General features: G+C 58.2%; 22 protein-coding genes. 4 read left to right on the top strand and 18 right to left on the bottom strand.

Annotated elements, in window-relative coordinates:
• Positions 1 to 93: 93 nt before the first annotated feature.
• Positions 94 to 492 (bottom strand): nuclear transport factor 2 family protein, encoded by a 399-nt coding sequence (locus FJQ89_RS04530; RefSeq protein WP_141169226.1) that lies wholly within the window; start codon positions 490 to 492, stop codon positions 94 to 96.
• Between the two features lie 88 nt (positions 493 to 580).
• Between FJQ89_RS04530 and FJQ89_RS04525 the strand changes: the two genes are divergently transcribed.
• The gene (locus tag FJQ89_RS04525; RefSeq protein ID WP_141169225.1) at positions 581 to 1,165 is read left to right on the top strand and encodes a TetR family transcriptional regulator; all 585 of its coding nucleotides are present in this window, start codon (positions 581 to 583) and stop codon (positions 1,163 to 1,165) included.
• A 36-nt stretch (positions 1,166 to 1,201) separates the two neighbouring features.
• Here FJQ89_RS04525 and FJQ89_RS04520 read toward each other — a convergent pair whose 3' ends face one another.
• The 5 genes from FJQ89_RS04520 to FJQ89_RS28185 all read right to left on the bottom strand — a co-directional run bounded on the left by FJQ89_RS04520 (position 1,202) and on the right by FJQ89_RS28185 (position 6,679).
• The gene (locus tag FJQ89_RS04520; RefSeq protein WP_243136417.1) at positions 1,202 to 2,551 is read right to left on the bottom strand and encodes a chitinase; all 1,350 of its coding nucleotides are present in this window, start codon (positions 2,549 to 2,551) and stop codon (positions 1,202 to 1,204) included.
• A 261-nt stretch (positions 2,552 to 2,812) separates the two neighbouring features.
• Positions 2,813 to 3,874 (bottom strand): hypothetical protein, encoded by a 1,062-nt coding sequence (locus FJQ89_RS04515; RefSeq protein ID WP_141169224.1) that lies wholly within the window; start codon positions 3,872 to 3,874, stop codon positions 2,813 to 2,815.
• A gap of 1,037 nt (positions 3,875 to 4,911) precedes the next feature.
• Positions 4,912 to 5,706 carry a hypothetical protein gene (locus FJQ89_RS04510; RefSeq protein ID WP_141169223.1) on the bottom strand — a complete coding sequence of 265 codons (795 nt, stop codon included), beginning with the start codon at positions 5,704 to 5,706 and terminating at the stop codon, positions 4,912 to 4,914.
• Positions 5,707 to 6,061: 355 nt separating this feature from the next.
• Positions 6,062 to 6,379 carry a hypothetical protein gene (locus FJQ89_RS28190; RefSeq protein WP_205704566.1) on the bottom strand — a complete coding sequence of 106 codons (318 nt, stop codon included), beginning with the start codon at positions 6,377 to 6,379 and terminating at the stop codon, positions 6,062 to 6,064.
• Positions 6,380 to 6,463: 84 nt separating this feature from the next.
• Positions 6,464 to 6,679 carry a rolling circle replication-associated protein gene (locus FJQ89_RS28185; protein ID WP_205704565.1) on the bottom strand — a complete coding sequence of 72 codons (216 nt, stop codon included), beginning with the start codon at positions 6,677 to 6,679 and terminating at the stop codon, positions 6,464 to 6,466.
• Positions 6,680 to 7,094: 415 nt separating this feature from the next.
• Here FJQ89_RS28185 and FJQ89_RS04500 point away from each other — a divergent pair, with 415 nt between their 5' ends.
• The 3 genes from FJQ89_RS04500 (at position 7,095) to FJQ89_RS04490 (ending at position 9,463) form a co-directional block, all read left to right on the top strand.
• A complete protein-coding gene (locus FJQ89_RS04500; RefSeq protein ID WP_141169222.1) occupies positions 7,095 to 7,673 on the top strand; it encodes a hypothetical protein in 579 nt (192 codons plus the stop codon).
• Between the two features lie 66 nt (positions 7,674 to 7,739).
• The gene (locus FJQ89_RS04495; RefSeq protein ID WP_141169221.1) at positions 7,740 to 8,474 is read left to right on the top strand and encodes a response regulator; all 735 of its coding nucleotides are present in this window, start codon (positions 7,740 to 7,742) and stop codon (positions 8,472 to 8,474) included.
• On the top strand, positions 8,471 to 9,463 hold the full coding sequence (locus FJQ89_RS04490; protein ID WP_141169220.1) for an ATP-binding protein: 993 nt from the start codon (positions 8,471 to 8,473) through the stop codon (positions 9,461 to 9,463). The genes FJQ89_RS04495 and FJQ89_RS04490 overlap by 4 nt, the downstream gene beginning before the upstream one ends.
• A gap of 79 nt (positions 9,464 to 9,542) precedes the next feature.
• On the opposite strand, the gene FJQ89_RS04485 is transcribed toward FJQ89_RS04490, so the two are convergent.
• The 12 genes from FJQ89_RS04485 to cydP all read right to left on the bottom strand — a co-directional run bounded on the left by FJQ89_RS04485 (position 9,543) and on the right by cydP (position 16,447).
• Positions 9,543 to 9,962, bottom strand: coding sequence for a YeeE/YedE family protein (locus tag FJQ89_RS04485; RefSeq protein ID WP_141169219.1), 420 nt, complete (start codon positions 9,960 to 9,962; stop codon positions 9,543 to 9,545).
• A gap of 10 nt (positions 9,963 to 9,972) precedes the next feature.
• Positions 9,973 to 10,404 (bottom strand): YeeE/YedE family protein, encoded by a 432-nt coding sequence (locus tag FJQ89_RS04480; RefSeq protein ID WP_205704564.1) that lies wholly within the window; start codon positions 10,402 to 10,404, stop codon positions 9,973 to 9,975.
• A gap of 52 nt (positions 10,405 to 10,456) precedes the next feature.
• A complete protein-coding gene (locus tag FJQ89_RS04475; RefSeq protein ID WP_205704621.1) occupies positions 10,457 to 10,807 on the bottom strand; it encodes a carboxymuconolactone decarboxylase family protein in 351 nt (116 codons plus the stop codon).
• Between the two features lie 28 nt (positions 10,808 to 10,835).
• Positions 10,836 to 11,027, bottom strand: coding sequence for a YgaP family membrane protein (locus tag FJQ89_RS04470; RefSeq protein ID WP_099763846.1), 192 nt, complete (start codon positions 11,025 to 11,027; stop codon positions 10,836 to 10,838).
• A 353-nt stretch (positions 11,028 to 11,380) separates the two neighbouring features.
• Entirely contained in the window at positions 11,381 to 11,761 is a 381-nt protein-coding gene (locus tag FJQ89_RS04465; RefSeq protein ID WP_141169217.1) for a rhodanese-like domain-containing protein, read from the bottom strand.
• Positions 11,762 to 11,826: 65 nt separating this feature from the next.
• Positions 11,827 to 12,471, bottom strand: coding sequence for a peroxiredoxin (locus FJQ89_RS04460; RefSeq protein WP_071080430.1), 645 nt, complete (start codon positions 12,469 to 12,471; stop codon positions 11,827 to 11,829).
• 113 nt (positions 12,472 to 12,584) lie between these two features.
• Positions 12,585 to 13,016 (bottom strand): group II truncated hemoglobin, encoded by a 432-nt coding sequence (locus FJQ89_RS04455; RefSeq protein WP_141169216.1) that lies wholly within the window; start codon positions 13,014 to 13,016, stop codon positions 12,585 to 12,587.
• A gap of 14 nt (positions 13,017 to 13,030) precedes the next feature.
• Positions 13,031 to 13,264: a cyd operon YbgE family protein gene (locus FJQ89_RS04450; RefSeq protein ID WP_243136416.1), complete on the bottom strand. Its 234-nt coding sequence runs from the start codon at positions 13,262 to 13,264 to the stop codon at positions 13,031 to 13,033.
• Between the two features lie 80 nt (positions 13,265 to 13,344).
• Positions 13,345 to 13,485, bottom strand: coding sequence for a cytochrome bd-I oxidase subunit CydX (gene cydX, locus FJQ89_RS04445; RefSeq protein WP_141169214.1), 141 nt, complete (start codon positions 13,483 to 13,485; stop codon positions 13,345 to 13,347).
• Positions 13,486 to 13,554: 69 nt separating this feature from the next.
• Complete coding sequence (cydB, locus tag FJQ89_RS04440; RefSeq protein ID WP_141169213.1) at positions 13,555 to 14,691, bottom strand: cytochrome d ubiquinol oxidase subunit II; 1,137 nt, start codon at positions 14,689 to 14,691, stop codon at positions 13,555 to 13,557.
• A gap of 11 nt (positions 14,692 to 14,702) precedes the next feature.
• Entirely contained in the window at positions 14,703 to 16,274 is a 1,572-nt protein-coding gene (locus FJQ89_RS04435) for a cytochrome ubiquinol oxidase subunit I (RefSeq protein WP_141169212.1), read from the bottom strand.
• A complete protein-coding gene (cydP, locus tag FJQ89_RS28645) occupies positions 16,271 to 16,447 on the bottom strand; it encodes a cytochrome oxidase putative small subunit CydP (protein ID WP_341474476.1) in 177 nt (58 codons plus the stop codon). Before cydP ends, FJQ89_RS04435 begins: the two co-directional genes overlap by 4 nt.
• Positions 16,448 to 16,760 lie beyond the last annotated feature (313 nt).

Raw genomic sequence — 16,760 nt, 5'->3', positions numbered from 1 at the left:
TAATATATTTTAACTGAATCCATAGATTGAAACTATGGATTGAGAAAAATCAATTGCCCCTACTGCCGACGCATCCATCTGCAGCCACCGCCGTCAGCGTATCGCCGTCGCCTGCGACCAGACGGCTTGCCAGCGTCCATCGCGCCGTTCATAGCTATCGATATGCCAGTAGCGCGACCGGGGCACGGCCTGGCCGCCGAAATTGATTTCAAGCTGGGCCTGATAGCGCAGGACAGCCGCGTCGTCATGCAGGCGCACCGCGATCTCGCCCGGTTCCCAGCTCAGATAGCGCATGTGGCCTGCCGCGATGGCGCCCAGATATTCTTCCCGGGACAGCATGCTGCCGATGGGCGTGACCAGCTGAAAATCATCGGCGTGCAAGCTGCGCGCCACTACCAGGTCGCCATCGACCAGCGCGCGCAGGCGGCTGCGTTCGATGTCGCGCAATTCTTCCTGCAAGGCCGCCTGGCGGCCAGGGTCCAGTTCTTCCATGCTGCTATCCTCCGCAAATTAGACACTTTGACGTAATTTGTCTAAAAGTCATATTGACATTATATATCCATAGTGTCAATATGCCAGCATGTCACTCCACACCCTGAAAACCCAGCGGATACTCGATGCGGCGCTGGCCGTGTTTTGCCGTTACGGCTACCGCAAGACGTCCATGCTCGACATCGCGCAGGCGGCCGATATGTCGCGCGCCGCGCTGTACCTGCACTTCAAGAACAAGGAAGACGTGTTCCGCGCCGGCTCCGAACGGGCGCATGCCAGCGTCATGGCGCAAGTGGCGGCGGCGCTGGCCCAGTCCGTTCCCGTGTTCACGCGCATCGAAACGGCGCTGCTGGCCTTCCAGCAAGGCTTGATGGCGGACATTTCAGCCAGCGCGCATGGACAGGAATTGTTCGATGTCAACATGACCCTGGCTGCCGACATCACCTTGAGCGCGCGGGCAAGCTTGGTGGCGTCATTGGCCGGGGCGCTGGAACAGGCCGAAGCGGCGGGCGATATCGCGCTGCGGCGGGTGGATGCGACTGCCGCGCAAGTGGCCGCCCTGCTGGTGGCCAGCATGGATGGCATCAAGCACACGCAAGGGGGAGGGGAGGCGTTGCGCCAGGGCATAGCACTGCAGATGCGCGTACTGGGCGCGGCGCTGCTGCACATGTGAGCATCGCGGCTCCCATGCGCAGTCGGACCAAGGCGCTTACGGCAGGGTCTTCAGCACATTCTTGGTCGGCACGGAGAAATTATAGTTGTCGTGGCGGTCCCAGTTGATCGACCACGTCATCACGCCGCGGAAGTCCGGATACGCCTGCAGCGGCTTGATGGTGCCGCAATTGAGCAGACGCGTCAGGCAATTCAGGGCGTTGCTGACGTCGGCATTCGTCGTAAAACCCGAGCCGGCCGAGCTGCGGCCGGACGGCACGCCGAAGCCCACCTGGTCCGGACGCAGGCCGGCGAAGGTGTTGCCGCCATAGTTAAAACCTTCGATCAGCATGCGCGCCGTGGCCACCAGTTGGTCGGCCGAACCGGCCTTGATGGCGCCCGTGGCATACGGTGTGTAGATGTCGCCATTGTTGTAGTACTGCGGGTGCAGCACCGTCAGCTCGCTGCGCAAGGCATTGATAATGGGAATGTAGGCGCCCCAGATGCTGCCGTAGCTCGTATATCCCCCTTCCACATACACCCATTCCGGCGCCATCGACAGATAAAAGCTGCTGCCGACCTTGGTTTTCAGGTTTTTCACGGCGATCGGCAGATAGGTCTGGATGGCCGCGCCTTGCGCCACGCCATTTTCCAGGTCCAGGTCGATGCCGTCGAAGCCATACTTGGTGATGATGGCGTATAGGCTGTTCGTAAAATTCGTCGCTTCGGCCGTGTTGCCGACGGAAACGGAACCGTTTTGCCCGCCCAGCGACAGGATGACTTTCTTGCCCTTGGCCCGCTTGGCGGCCACATCGGCGATGAACTGCGCTTCCGTGCCCGCGCCCGGATCGATGGTCAGGCTGACATTACCGCCGCCCGCATTGTCGCCGAACGAGACGACGATCACATCCCAGTCGTCGCTGACCTGGCTGATTGGGTAGGTGGCGCCGCTGGGATTGGTGAAGTTGTGCCAGTAGCCGATCAGCGCGTGCTTCGCCAGGCCGGTGGGCGTTGGTGTCGGAGTAGGCGTCGGAGTCGGGGTAGGTGTCGGGGTAGGAGTGGGTGTCGGCGTCGGGGTGGGAGTCGGCGTAGGAGTTGGGGTAGGCGTTGGTGTTGGTGTCGGCGTGCCGCAGTCTCCCACCACCGTCCAGGGCTGGCCGCTGCCGGCACCGCCGCTGCTGGTCGCTGGATTATTGCCTTGCGTCCACCAGTTGGCCGTGTAATTGACGTTGTTGTAGCTGGCCTGGCCGCCGCCGTTGTAGGCGGTGCCACTGTTCCACGGCGTGTAGCAGGCCACCGCTTCGGCGGCGCCGGCCAACAGTTGGCTCGCGCCCCCGCTGGCGCCGTCACTGCCGCCGCCGCAGGCGGCCAGGGTCCCGCCGAAGAGGGTAATGATGAGGCTATTCATGACTGTCCGGTGCATCGCATCTCCTTGTATGTTTTTATCATGGTCGGGCGGCTGGACACCGTCCGCTGTTTCAGAGTGCAAGCATTGCAAATGGTAGTCAACTGGTTTTATTCTTTGCGCAAGATCACAATACCAGTCGAAGTCTTGTCCCAGAGGATGGGCGATGCGGGCCATACCAGTGTCTGTTTGCCCGTGTGCTGGTATGGTGTACGGAAGAGCGCCGGGAGCAGGGCGGGGAAGGGCGGAGTACTCTCGCGACGGCTACGGCGCTGTCTCCTTGCGCAAATCGGCATACGGCACGCGCGACAGCTGCAGCAGCATCTGCGTCAATGCCACGGTTTCGCGCTGCATCAGCCGGTAGTCCATCTGGGTCACCGTGCCGATGCCATAGCTGAGCTGATAGGTCGGCGCCTTGACATAATTTAGCGTGGGTAGACGTTGCGCAGCCCGGAACGTCTGGCCTGCAACGGGCCAGGCGGCCCCCTGCGCACTGCCATCGCCGCCGGTATTGGCAGGCGGCAGCACGAACGCGGGGGCCACGCCGGCCTGCCTGAGCATGGCGTAGGATGCCGCCCTCAGGACAGGCGTGCGCGGTGAAAACAGGGCGGCCGGCTCGGACCTGCCCGTGAGATGCAAGTAGCCGTTGCTGTCGGGCAGCACTTCCAGCGCGCCCAGTTGCCCGATGCCGAGCATCGCGGCCATGCGCTGCGTCAAGCCATCGTCCTTGTGGCGATCCATAAATTGCGCGATGCCCGCGCCGCCCGCGAGATGACCGCCCGTCAGCAGCAGCATGACGCTGCGCGGCAAGCTGTCCTGCGGCAGGCGCGCCAGGTACTGAGCCATGTCGACGATGGCGTTCGGTCCATTGTTTTCCAGCCCGTTCGTGCCATCCGTGTAGCTAGCCAGCACCATCAATTCATCCGACTTGCCGGGGAGGATGCCGACCAGGTTGCGCGTCTGCACCTGCCGCACGGTGGCCGCCATGGTCAGCCGCAAGACAGGCGCCGCGCCCGCCAGCACGCGGTCGCGCAGGCGCAGGCCCCGGCCGCGGTCGATAAACACGCCCGGCAACTGGCGCACCACGCCGTCGCAGGGCGCATACAGGCCGTCCGCCGCCAAGGAAGGCGTATCGAGAATGACGATCACGTTCGCCGCACCGGCCGCCTGCAGGCTGTCCAGCAGCGAAATGAACGGCCCCAGCATCTGGAACGGGTGCGCATACGGCGTGTCCGGCCCCATGGCGTGCTCCGGGTCGTGGACGTGCACGGCCCTCTGGTGGAAAACCTGGCCCGTCCACGCCACTTCAGGCATTTCGACGAGCACCAGCTTGCCCGCCTGGCTGGCATCGGGCCTGGTATTGGGCGCCAGGTAGGCGATGCGTCCCGTAATGCCGGCGCGAAATATCTTGAGACTTTGCCTTCATAATCGCCTGTAAACCCTTGATTTCATAATTGTGTTTCACCGAGAAAATCGTTGAGGAAGTCAAGGCATGCCCGGCAAAAGAGATCTGGTGCGGCAAGCACTGTGCTGTCAACTCGCCGCGTCCGTTGAGCCATGCCTGGCCGCCAATGCCTGGTCAAATCCATCGCAGTGGTCCGCATGGACAGTTTGGCGCACGTCGCCAGCCAAATAAGCCGACACACGGTAGCCGTGGCAGAACGCGGCCGAAGTTGCGCGGCCACACGAGCAGCCGAACGGAAGCGCCAGATCTGCGGCGTTGCAGGCCAGCAGGCACGCAGTGCACCGGGAGACAGGCACGCAGCGCAGCGCGCGGCAGCAACCGCTGGGAATCCTGCGCGCCAGCCTGGAGCCGGCCAGCGTATCGAAGCGCAAAGGGACTGCGCGAGAACCCATGACGAAAAAGTCCGGGCGCCAGGCGGCGCGCAAAGGGCTAAAATCGCATTTGCGATTGTACAAGTTGCAAAAAGGGGCATTTGACGAATTCATTCATAACTTCGCATAATTTATATTATGTAAAATTAGAGACGGAGGACGAACCTACTTTTGTTGCATCGTACCCCATCCTTCTGACATTCTTAAAAAGTTCACTTTAGCGTAGCACCCCCGCTGTAGCTACGTCTACTGGATCGCCCTCAAAACCCCAAAATAACAAAATGGTAGGAGGAAGAAAACATTGGTAACAATAGGCCAAGAGCATTCGGAGGCGCCGTGAAAAAATAATCACCACACAATTTTGTCCTACGAAGCGGCTCCACCTTCGCTTGCACAGGCAAGAGAACTACCCATCCTTCACAGCTTTCTGCTAACCCAGCTTGGCAGCACTAATGTTCATGTTGCCTCCCTTGCTCTCACATCAACAAACAATCCAAGACATTAATGACACCTTGACTCCAAGGTTGCTATCGCCGCTTAATGTTCCTGTACTTATTGAGCAGTGCCCCAATTGCCGTTTGCTTCATTGCAAAACCATCTTTACTTTGGGAAATATCACGTTCAATTACTACAAGTTGGCTGCTTTGACCTAATCCTTTTCCTGCTAAAACACCATTGAAGTCCAGACGATCAACCTTTATATATGCGACAAATCGACCAAAGTAAAAGCGATATGCATTTACCCCATCCCACTTTTCACGAAACGGATCCATCATAATTCCGTTATATTCGTCAGCTAAACCGCCCCATATCGATAATACGGCTCCGAAAGTTACTGGTACCTCTAATTCGGGATGTAAAATAACTTCCGCCGCTGCTTTTTCATATGGCCCTAGCTTCACTCTTTTAAAAAATTGATCTTTCGAAACGGATGCACGCCACAGGACGGAAATAAAAAAACGAAACAATAGAATCTGATCAACTTTCTCGGACTGTATAAATCTATGTCCTGTAACGCTAACTTCATCTGAAAAGTATGATGAAGTTTCGTTCAATAGAATGCATGCTCCATAATCATCAACCTCCTGAAAGTATTTTGCCTCACAATTTAGACATAAAATTGTAGGATCATATATTCCGTTAGGAGATCTCTTTGGGAATGCCCCTTTCGTGTTTGACAATATGATAGCTGGCTTCTTTTCACCTTGATATTTCCTAAAGAAAGAATTCGGAATGATGTGAGAATTTGCAAGCTTTTCGCCATTTTTACAAACTCTTCCGCAAAGCTTACAATCATTATTTTGGTGCTGCATTCCCAACATTTAGTTTGCCCTTGTTAGTTGAAAGCGATTGCTTGCTGAATTTTCGACCTCACAAAAATTCTTCTTATTGTACTACTTTAGGTTTTAGGTTTGCGCCAAAATAGTTTAACTTATAGTTCTAATTAGTCGAAGTCTCCACGCTTGGCTCTACCACATAGCCCATGACAACAAATTTCATCTTTAAAGCATCGCTCACAAACCCGTAAACGCAGACAATACCTAGGTTGTTGAACGGCCCATTTAGGCACACCTAGCATGTACATAAAGTCGCCAAGCATCCTAGTTCGATTGACTGCACGCCAGTTGGTACGCCTAGATTTGCGGATTATCCAGTACTGATTGCGAAACTCATCTTCTATCTGCTCAAGTACCCGCAGTGAATTAGCGTCAAAATTTGCCATGTCACGTCCCCCTCCCCGTCAATCAAGGTGGAGTAACTGTCAGAACGGACAACCTGTGGCAATCCCGGCGCGGTCGCCAGATACACGACGCCGAGATTGTTATTGCACCAGATCTGCAAGTCGTCCATGCAATGGCCGGAAATCGCCTGGAATGCCACCTGCGCAGCGCGCAGCATGTTTGTACAAAACGGCACCCGCCATACATCGAATTCCTGCACCACGATGCCCTTGGAGCGGAAGTAGCGTTTCTGGTCAAGCGCCCTGCACTGCATTTCCTTTCCGCAGTACTTTGCTATGTAACTGGCGATCTTGTGCGCTCCGGCCACGCCGAAACGGTGCGGGTCGCGGACGTGGACCTATCCCATTTGTTCACCGTTCGGGCCACGCCCCAGGATGCCCTGCCAGATGGAGCGCAGCAGTGCATACATTTGCCGCCCAGCGACAGCCACATGAAAATGCAAGGCACCACGGGCCGGTTCCTCAATGACCGCTACATAATGAAATTGTTTATGCTTGCCAAGCTTTCGACAAAATGCCTTCCAGTGTTTTAATGCAAGTTCGCGGTCCAGCATGTTTCTCTGTCGGTCAACGTCACCATGCGATCAGCGCCGACTTGCTTGCAGCAAAGACGCACATTCTTCTTTGCGCGCCTGCCCGCATCGTCGTCATTCGCTTCGCGCTGGCTCGACTCGCCGCGTTTTCCCGTGGTTTGCGCTGCAGCGCTGGACCGATAAAGAAACGTTCCTTGACGACAGTAACTTCGCACTGTCCATCTGGAAATACACGACGCCGTGCCGTGTAAGTGTCGTTCCAGGTATTCTTGATACTTCTGCCGACCGACCACGCGCCAGGGCGAGTAAACAACTCCGTTTTATTTCAAATGATACAAACATGCTACAAAGCTGTTCAATAGTTTGGCGGATTCCTGCCGTTTACCTATGCATGGCATGAACAACAACGTTCTGCCGCACCAACAGGAGAGATCGTATGGCAGGAATATCAGCAGTCAGCGGCGGTACGGGATTTATCCCTACGCAAAGCAAAAAAGACGTCACCAGCGCGGCGAGTGCGGCAGAGCAAAAGGTCGCCGCGCCGGTCAGCGAGCCGCCGCAGGGTGCCAATGCGGAAGTTGCTGGCGCCACGGCCAGCAAGGCGCCGAACGGCGCGGCAGCGTTGTCGAACACGCTGCAGAGCCAGTACGACGCCTCGCGCGTAGACACGTCGGCTGTCGATGGACGCGCCGCCAAGACTGATACCGGCAGCGCCGACACAGCCGAAGCTGGCGGTACCGAACAGGCCGGCGCGGCCGACGCGTCGGCCGTCAGCGATGACACCAGCCTCACCGCCACGGCGAGTTCCAGCGAGACTTACGAAGCCGAAGACAAGAACGAAAACGGCGAGGTCACCGAGCAGGAGCGCGCGGACTACAAGGAAACCGACGCCTATCTCAACAAGCATCCCGAAGCCGCTGCCAACGCAAAAGTCAAGGTCGCGGTCGATGCCTACGTGAATGGCGCGGCATCCTTTGCCGAACCACCACGCTCCGCCATTGCGACACAGGCCTGATACTACAATGGCGGGTATCAGTTAAACTGCTCCCGCTTTCCGTTTCGTTCCTGTTTCAAGTAGACCATGCCAACAACTGCCGAAGTGCTCATCGTCGACGACGATCCCGATATCTGTACCCTGCTAGTCGCCTATCTGGGTGATTTCGGCATCCGCGCCCAGGCGGTCCATGACGGTACCGCGATGCGCTCGTCTCTTGCCCGGCAGCGCTTCGACATCATCATCCTGGATTTGATGTTGCCGGGTGAAGATGGACTGTCTCTGTGTCACAGCATCCGCTTCCTGTCTGATATTCCCATACTCATGCTCACGGCGCGGGGCGAACGCGGCGACAAGGTGGCCGGACTGGAGGCTGGCGCCGACGATTACGTGATTAAACCGTTCGACCCGCGCGAGCTGGTGGCGCGACTGCACACAATCTTGCGGCGCATTCGTGGCCGCGGCGTGGGAGCGCCGCCGACGCCAGAACGCAGGCCGCCGCCGGCCAACGACATCTGCTTCGGAGGCTGGCGGCTGAACCGCGCCACTCGCGAACTGACCTCGCCGGCGCAGTTGCTGATCCCCCTGTCCTACGGTGAATTCCGGCTGTTGTCTGCGTTCATCGAGAAGCCGCAAAGTGTCCTCAGCCGTAGCTATCTGTTGAGTGCGGCGCGCGGGCGCAGCATGGAGGCGTACGACCGAACCATCGACTTGCTGGTGTCCCGGCTGCGCCAGAAACTCGACACCGACAGCACGGCCAAGCCGCTGTTGCGCACCATCCGCGGCGAGGGTTATCTGCTCGACGTGGCATTCGACGCATGAGGTTCAAGTTCGTAGACACGCTGTTCTCTCGCCTGTTCGCCTTGGCAGTGGGCGCCATCGTGGCTAGCCACGCCATCGCCTTTGGCCTGTTTTTCATGCTCTATCACGACGCGGCTCGCTGCCACCCGCAGCCGCCGGTGGGCGGCGTGGTCATTGGAGTCGTCACGGAGTTGTTGGCACTGGCCACGGCCGCCTGGCTGGGTGCGCGCAGCATCGCGCGTCCGATCCAGCAATTGGCGGTCGCCGCAGTTGAGCTCGGCAACGACGTGAACCGCTCGGCCCTGCCGGAAAGCGGCCCTGTCGAGGCGCAGTTGGCGGCGCGCGCTTTCAACCGCATGCAAGCCGATCTGCGGCAGCAACTGGCTGCCCGCGGCCACTTTCTCGCCGCCGTTTCGCACGACCTGCGCACCCCGCTGACGCGAATACGGCTGCGCGTGGAACAGTTGGCCGAGCCCGATGTGCGCGCCCAACTGCACGCCGATGCCACCGAGATGGCCGCCATGCTCGACGCCACACTGGAGTATCTGCGCGGCGAAGCGGCCATCGAGGTCCCGGCCATGCTCGATGTGCAAGCCCTGGTGAGTTCAATGACTGAAGATTATCAGGAGCAGGGACACGCCATCGAATGCGCTGGCGTCGTCGCGCCCATTCTGGCGCAGCCGATCGCGTTGCGGCGCGCCCTGGCCAATTTGATGGAAAATGCGCTGCGTTACGGCGGAATGACGAAGGTTGAGTGCGCCATGCACCCATCCGGACTGTCCATCACGATCCACGACCAGGGCCCAGGCATTCCGGCCGCCGAACTGACCGCCGTCATGCAGCCGTTCTACCGCCTGGAGTCGTCGCGTAACAAAGCCAGTGGTGGCGTGGGCCTCGGATTATCGATCGCGTGCGAAGCCATAGAGAGACAAGGCGGCACGCTCACCTTATACAACGCCCCCGAAGGCGGCCTGGTCGCCACAGTGCTGTTGCGACCGAACAAATGTTGAGTGGCGCCAGCCTGATCCAGGCGCTGTTCTTTGTCACCAGGATATGGCGTCCGGCCAAGTGCCGAGATTTCAGTCTTGTCTATCGGGAATTCAGACGCTCTGCAACCGCGAAGACCCCCATGCCCGCGAGCATGGCGATGAAGAAAACGAGCGGCTTGGCCCCTCCTGACGCCAGCGACGCCACGGCCGGACCGGGGCAATAACCAGCCAGTCCCCAGCCGGCACCAAATGCCAGGCCGCCAAAGACCAGGCGCCGGTCGATTTGCCTCGATGTCGGCAAGCGCATCGCATCGCCCAACAAGCTGCGCTCCCTGCGCGATGCAAAACGGAATGCCACGATGCCAACGCCTATCGCGCCACACATGACAAGGCCCAGCGACGGATTCCAATGCCCCGCCACGTCGAGGAAACCAAGCACTTTCGATGGATCCGTCATGCCCGATACGATCAGTCCGATGCCAAAGACCAGACCCACCAGCCCCGCCAGTATGTTTTTCATGACGAGTGCCTTAAGCGATGAGGTGTCGGACGACAAAAACAGTGGCGAAGCCGGCAAGCATGAAGGCGACTGTCGCCACCAGCGAACGTGGCGACATGCGCGACAAACCGCAGACGCCATGTCCGCTGGTGCAGCCTGAACCATAGCGCGTCCCCACGCCGACCAGGAGGCCGGCAATGATCAAGGTGGGGAAATCGGCGTCTATCCGTACTTCCGGCAACGTCAGTACTGCGCCATACACCAAAGGTGCGCCAATCAGGCCGGCAAGGAAGGCGACGCGCCAGGCAATATCGCCTTTCGGCCATTCCAGCAGGCCGCCCAGGATGCCGCTGATGCCGGCAATACGGCCGTTAAACAGGACGAACACCGCAGCCGACAAGCCGATCAGCATCCCTCCTGCCAATGAGGCCCATGGCGTAAAATTATTCCAGTCTATCTGCACGCGACTTCTCCAATTCTGATGTGCTATTCATCCTGTGCCAACTCGACGCCCCTCAGGCCGGGGCCGAGAATTCCTCGAATGCCGCCAGCGCATTGGCGCAATACATCGCCGACGGCCCGCCGCCCATGTAGATGGCCATGCCCAGGGTTTCTTCGAATTCGGCCCGGGTGGCGCCCAGCTTGACGAGGGCCTGCACATGAAAGCCTATGCAGGCATCGCAATGGGCCGCGATGCCCAGGGCCAGCGCGATGAACTCCTTGGTTTTCTTGTCCAGCGCACCATCGCGCGTTGCCGCGCGCGCCAGATCACCAAAGCCTTTCATCACGTCGGGAATATCCGCGCGCAGGGTCGCCAGTTGTTGCGATACCGATTGCGTCAAGGCGCGGTAGCTGCCAGCTTGCATGCTCATGTTGTCGCCTCCGTTGCCCGCGTCATTTTTTCACCGCACAGGTACGGAAGCCAAACGGCAGATACGCGGGACAGAAGCGGAAAATGCCTGTCGCCAGGGGAATCACGCCCAGCCAGCCCCAGGCGCCGATGGCACCGGCCAGGGTGGCCACGATCAGGCCCAGCCCCAGCAGTATCCGAATGGCACGATCAATATTGCCGACGTTCGCGTTCATGGTCTTGCTCCTCAATGGTTAATCTGCTTAAGCGTTGCGATGACAACACGAGATACACGCCCAAGTTTCAGGCACGCGTCACGCTTTTATCACAGCATATTTCGTGCCAGCGTTGCACGAGCGGAGGAATAGATATAAAACAGGGACTTAGAGCGCTGCGGCAGGCAGCAGCGCGCTGCCAGCCGACGGGTGGCACTGCCACTCTGGCAGCATGGCAGTGCCGCCAGGCTCCTGCCAGGCGACGCCCAGCGCTTGCAGGCGGCGCTACAAGGTACGCTCGCTGAGGCCCAGGTACGCCGCCAGCAGGTGCTCGACGCGGATCACGCCATCATCGGCAAACAGGCGAAAAATAATCAATCAAAGGATGGCAATGCTGGTTTGGCGACCGGTTTTCCGGCATCAATCCAGGCATCAATACCGCCGGTGATCGAAAGCACGTTCAGATAGCCCATGTCGTGCAAGGAACAGGCTGCGAGCGCTGAGCGTCCGCTGTTTTTACAATAAAGCACGATGTTCAGATCCCGCGAAGATAGCTCGGGCGTATTGCCAAGCTTGAATTCCAACAAGCCGCGCGACACATGGATGGCGCCGGCAATGTGACCTGCAGCATATTCGTCGGCTTCGCGCACATCGATCAGCACATCGGCATCGAGGATCGCTTGCTCGGCATGATCCAGAGATATTTCCTGGATGCGCGCCTTGGCGGCGGCAACCAGATCGTGGGCAGTCTTCATCAAAATTCCTTGTGAAAAATGGTTGGATGAAAAGACGGCAAGCCTTCATGCCTGCCGCCCTGATATTACAGCGACTTGGTCGAGTAATACCAGTCCACGGTGTCATAACCTTCGGAGGCGCGATTGTCAGCTGCTTCGGCAGTTTTAGGTGGCGGCACGATGACAGCCTGGCCTGGGCGCCAGTTTTCCGGTGTCGCAACTGCATTGGCATCGGAGGTTTGCATAGCGGTCAACAAACGAACGAATTCGTCGATGCTGCGGCCATTGCTCATTGGGTAATACACCATCGCGCGCAGAATTCCTTTGGGATCAATGAAGAAGGTCGCGCGCACAGCCTGGGTGTCGGCAGCGCCCGGATGCACCATGCCATAGGCACGTGCAACTTCCATTTTGATGTCTTCGATGATAGGGAACGGAATGGCGACGCCAAATTTTTCCTGGATGTTGCGTACCCACGCCAGGTGCGAAAACAAGCTGTCGATCGATAAACCAAGTAGTTCGCAACCCATTTCGGTAAATTGTGGCGCTGCCTTGGCAAAACCGATAAATTCGGTGGTGCAGACCGGCGTGAAATCGGCAGGATGGGAAAACAGAATCAGCCACTTGCCCTGGTAGTGCGCCAATGTACGGTCGCCATGCGTAGTTTTGACATTGAAGTCGGGTGCCGGCGAGTTGAGTTGTGGAAAGCTTGCTGCTTGAGTGTTATCCATGATGGTGAACTCCTGAAATTGAAGAATATAGAAAGGATGTGATGCAAATGGTCAGTTCAGCGGTCGTGCCAATTCCTACGTAAGCTGCTCCAATCCAATATATTGCCGGCGCATCAGCCGTTCGCCGCAGCACATGCGCTGCGGCCATCGGTATTGACCATATGGTCGGCCATGTCGCCAAAGGCGCGCAATACCGTCGCATGCAGGACCGGATCGCGCACTTGTTCGGCCAATGCCTGGCGCATGCACAGCATCCATTCATCGCGCTGGGCAATGCCAATCGCATACGGTGCATGGCGCATCCGCAAGCGCGGATGGCCGCGCTCGTTGATATACAGCGGCGGCCCGCCGAACCAGCCGCTGAGAAACTTGAACAGGCTATCGGCACTGCCGGCCAGGCTCTCCGGGTGCAGGCAGCGCACCGACCAAGCCTCGGGCAGCTCATCCATCAGCGCGTAAAAACGATCGACCAGCGTATGCATGGCTTGCTCGCCGCCCAAACGCAGATAGACGCTGTCTGGCGCCAGAGCGGACTCTTCTTTCATGTCATTCCCTTTCATCAATTGCCACTCAAAAATTTTATCCACAGCGCCACGGCTAGCGCCGCCATGCAGGCCCAGCTTGAAAATAGGCACCGCCAGGCCAGCGCCTGCGGCACAAAGCCGACGCCGCGCACGAAGCCAGCGCTCATCGCAAAAAACAGCGCCGTCATCAACCCATGGTCAGCCTTGCCTGTGGTATCCACCATCAAAGGTGGATACACGGTCGCCACCAGCATGATGACAATTGCCATTGTCAGGCTGGGCACATGGATGTGCGATGGCGCCGCCGATACTTGCGTGGCATTCGTGGTTTTGATGGTTTTCGTAACGCTCATGGCAGGCTTTCGTGGCGTTCGCCACTTTCTTCATCATCTTGCTGCGCGCGCGCGGCTTCGTTTTCTCCCCACATTGCATTCATGATGGCCAGCAGCAGCGCAAAGCCGACTCCCAGCATCCAGGCGAAATACCACATAATGTGTTTCCTTAATTGATTAACAAGTCAAACCAGGTCATGAGCCGAATCTGTCAACGGCTGAACGCTTCAATACGCCGAATGTTCATTGGCCTCGATGTGCGCTACAGTGACCTTGCCGCGCATCACGCGATAAGTCCACGATGTGTACATCACGATCAACGGCAGGAGGATCAATGTGGCCCACAGCATGATGGCCAGGCTCAGATGGCTGGAAACGCTGTCCCACAGCGTCAGGCTGGCATCTGGCATCGATGACGATGGCATAATGAACGGAAACATCGACGCCCCGGCCGTGCCGATCACGCCGACTACCGCCAGCGAGGACGCAACAAATGCAGTCAATGTCCAACGTGCCAGCAACAAGCTTGCTGCCAGCAGCGCGCCCGCGATACCCAGCGCAGGTAGCAGCCACAACAGCGGTTGCTTGGCATAATTGCCCATCCACGCGCCAGCTTCGCGCACGACCGTCTTGCCCAGCGGATCAGGCAGCGCTCCCATATCGATCACCGATGTGATCCGGAAGCCTTCAATGTGTTGCAGCCAGAAGCCGGCTGCGATGAAAGTGACCGTCAGCAAGATGGCTGCGCCGATGGCACCCTGGATCGCGCGACGCTGGAGCACGCCTTCTGTGCGGTGCGCCAGATAGGTGCCGCCTTGCAGCGTGATCATCGCGCTGCTGACGACGCCGACCAACAACGCGAACGGGTTCAGTAGCTGCCAGAAACTGCCTGTGTAGGTCGACACCAGATAGTCATCGAAGTGGAATGGCACGCCTTGCAGCAGGTTGCCGAACGCGATGCCGAACACCAGGGGCGGCACCACGCCACCGATGAACAAACCCCAGTCCCATGTGCTGCGCCATGCAGCATTGTGGATCTTGCTACGGTAATCGAAGCCGACCGGGCGGAAAAACAGCGCCCACAGCACCAGCATCATGGCCCAATAAAAGCCGCTGAACGCGGTCGCATACACGATCGGCCAGGCAGCAAACAAGGCGCCGCCGGCGGTGATGAACCAGACCTGGTTGCCATCCCAGTGCGGGCCGACCGTGTTGATGACGACGCGCCGTTCGATGTCGCTCCTGCCGACGAATGGCAGCAGCGTGCCCACGCCCATATCGTGCCCATCCATGATCGCAAAGCCGATCAACAGCACGCCCACCAGCAGCCACCAGATGATTTTAAGAGTGGAATAATCGAGCATCTTGGTTCTCCTTATGCCTGTATGGGCGAATGACGAGCAACATCTTGCTGATAGCGGCCGGTGCCGAGGCTGCCCGGTCCCTGGCGCGCGAACTTGACCATCAAGAACATCTCGACGATCAGCAGCACCGTGTAGAACACGATGAAGCCGGCCAGCGAGCCATAAAGGTTATTGACGCTGAGCGTGGAGACGCTCATGTGGGTTGGCAACACGCCATAAATAGTCCACGGCTGGCGGCCATATTCGGCGACGAACCAGCCCAGTTCGCAGGCGATCCACGGTGCTGGCAGCATCCACAACGCCCACTTCAGTAGCCACGGCTTTTTCGAACACGTCGATTTCAGCGTACTCCAGAACGCGAGGCCAAACAGCAGCAGCATCGCCACGCCCAGGCCCACCATGATGCGGAAAGCCCAGAACATCGGCGTCACGCGTGGCATCGTGTCGTTGACGGCGCGCGCGATCATTTCCGGGGTGGCCTGATTGACATCGACGACATATTTTTTTAGCAACAGGCCAAAACCGAGATCTGCCTTATGCCGCTCGAACACCTGCAGCGCGACGGTGTCAAGGCGATGCTTGCGCAGCGTTTCCAACGCCGTCACGGCCAGCATGCCGTTGATGATGCGCTCGCGGTTCTTGCTCTTGATGTCGTGGATGCCGGGGATTTGCTTGCTCACCGAGCGGGTGCCGATCAATCCCATGACCCACGGCACCTCGATTTCCCAATTGTTCTTCGATTCAGCTTCATTGATGCTGGCCACCAGGGTCAGGCTGGCGGGCGCTGGCTTGGTTTCCCACATCGCTTCGATCGCCGCCATCTTCGTTTGCTGGGCTTCGCCCACGGTGTAGCCGGACTCGTCGCCGAGAACGATCACGCTCAGCACCGACGCCAGGCCGAACGCGGCCGCCACGCGGAAGCTGCGCTTGGCGAATTCGATATTGCGGCCCTTGAGCAAGTACCAGCTCGAAATCGACAGCACGAACATCGCGCCGGTGACATAGCCGGCCGATACCGTATGCACAAACTTGGCCTGCGCCACCGGATTGAACACCACGGCCCAGAAATCGACCATTTCCATGCGCATCGTCAGGTAACTGAATTCGGAGCCGACCGGATTTTGCATCCAGCCATTCGCAATCAATATCCACAACGCCGACAAGTTGGTGCCGATCGCCATCAGCAGCGTCACCAGCAGATGCTGCGGCCGGCTCAGGCGGTTCCAGCCGAAGAAGAACAGGCCGATCATCGTCGACTCGAGGAAGAACGCCATCATGCCTTCGATCGCCAGCGGCGCGCCGAAGATGTCGCCGACATAATGCGAGTAATACGCCCAGTTGGTGCCGAACTGGAATTCGAGCGTGATGCCGGTGGTGACGCCGAGCGCAAAATTGATCCCGAACAACTTACCCCAGAAGCGCGTCATGTCTTTCCAGATCACCTTGCCGGTCATCACGTAGACGCTTTCCATTATCACCAGCAACCACACCATACCAACGGTGAGCGGCACGAAAAGAAAGTGGTACATCGCCGTGGCGGCAAATTGTAGCCTCGACAAGTCCACCAATTGTTCTGAAATCACTTTCTTGCTCCTTGAGAAGATGTTATGCCACTGATCCGGTCTGAGACGCCATCTCCATCGACGCTGACGCGGGCGTCGCGCACGAATGACCACCACAGTGCAGTCAAGACAATGATCTTGATCAGCACAGCGATGATTAACTGGCGCAGGAGGCGTTGGTCGACAGGGGGCATAACATCTTTAGAGCAGGTTTCATGCCAATGAAATTTTTTTTAATTAATCAATTAAAAACAAGGACTTGAACATTTTTATTGAAAACAGTGCTGAAATATGGCAGCGCAATTTACCGTCACACTGTCAGTCACTGCCATGACTGACAGACGCTGTCATGATTGCGCGACGGTGTGAAACCGGCGGTTGCTGTTTTTTCTGGCTGGCAACTGCATTGCCATGTCGCCGTAAATGGCAAAAGCGCGCCCCCCCTTGCCAGCGAGGGTAATTTCACATGGCTAATCGGTACCGATGCGCCTCGGGCATGAACACAGT

The sequence above is a fragment of the Janthinobacterium tructae genome (assembly GCF_006517255.1).
Classification (GTDB): Bacteria; Pseudomonadota; Gammaproteobacteria; order Burkholderiales; family Burkholderiaceae_D; genus Janthinobacterium; species Janthinobacterium tructae.
Note: the sequence above shows the minus strand (reverse complement) of the source record. Positions and strands in the feature narration are given on the sequence as shown.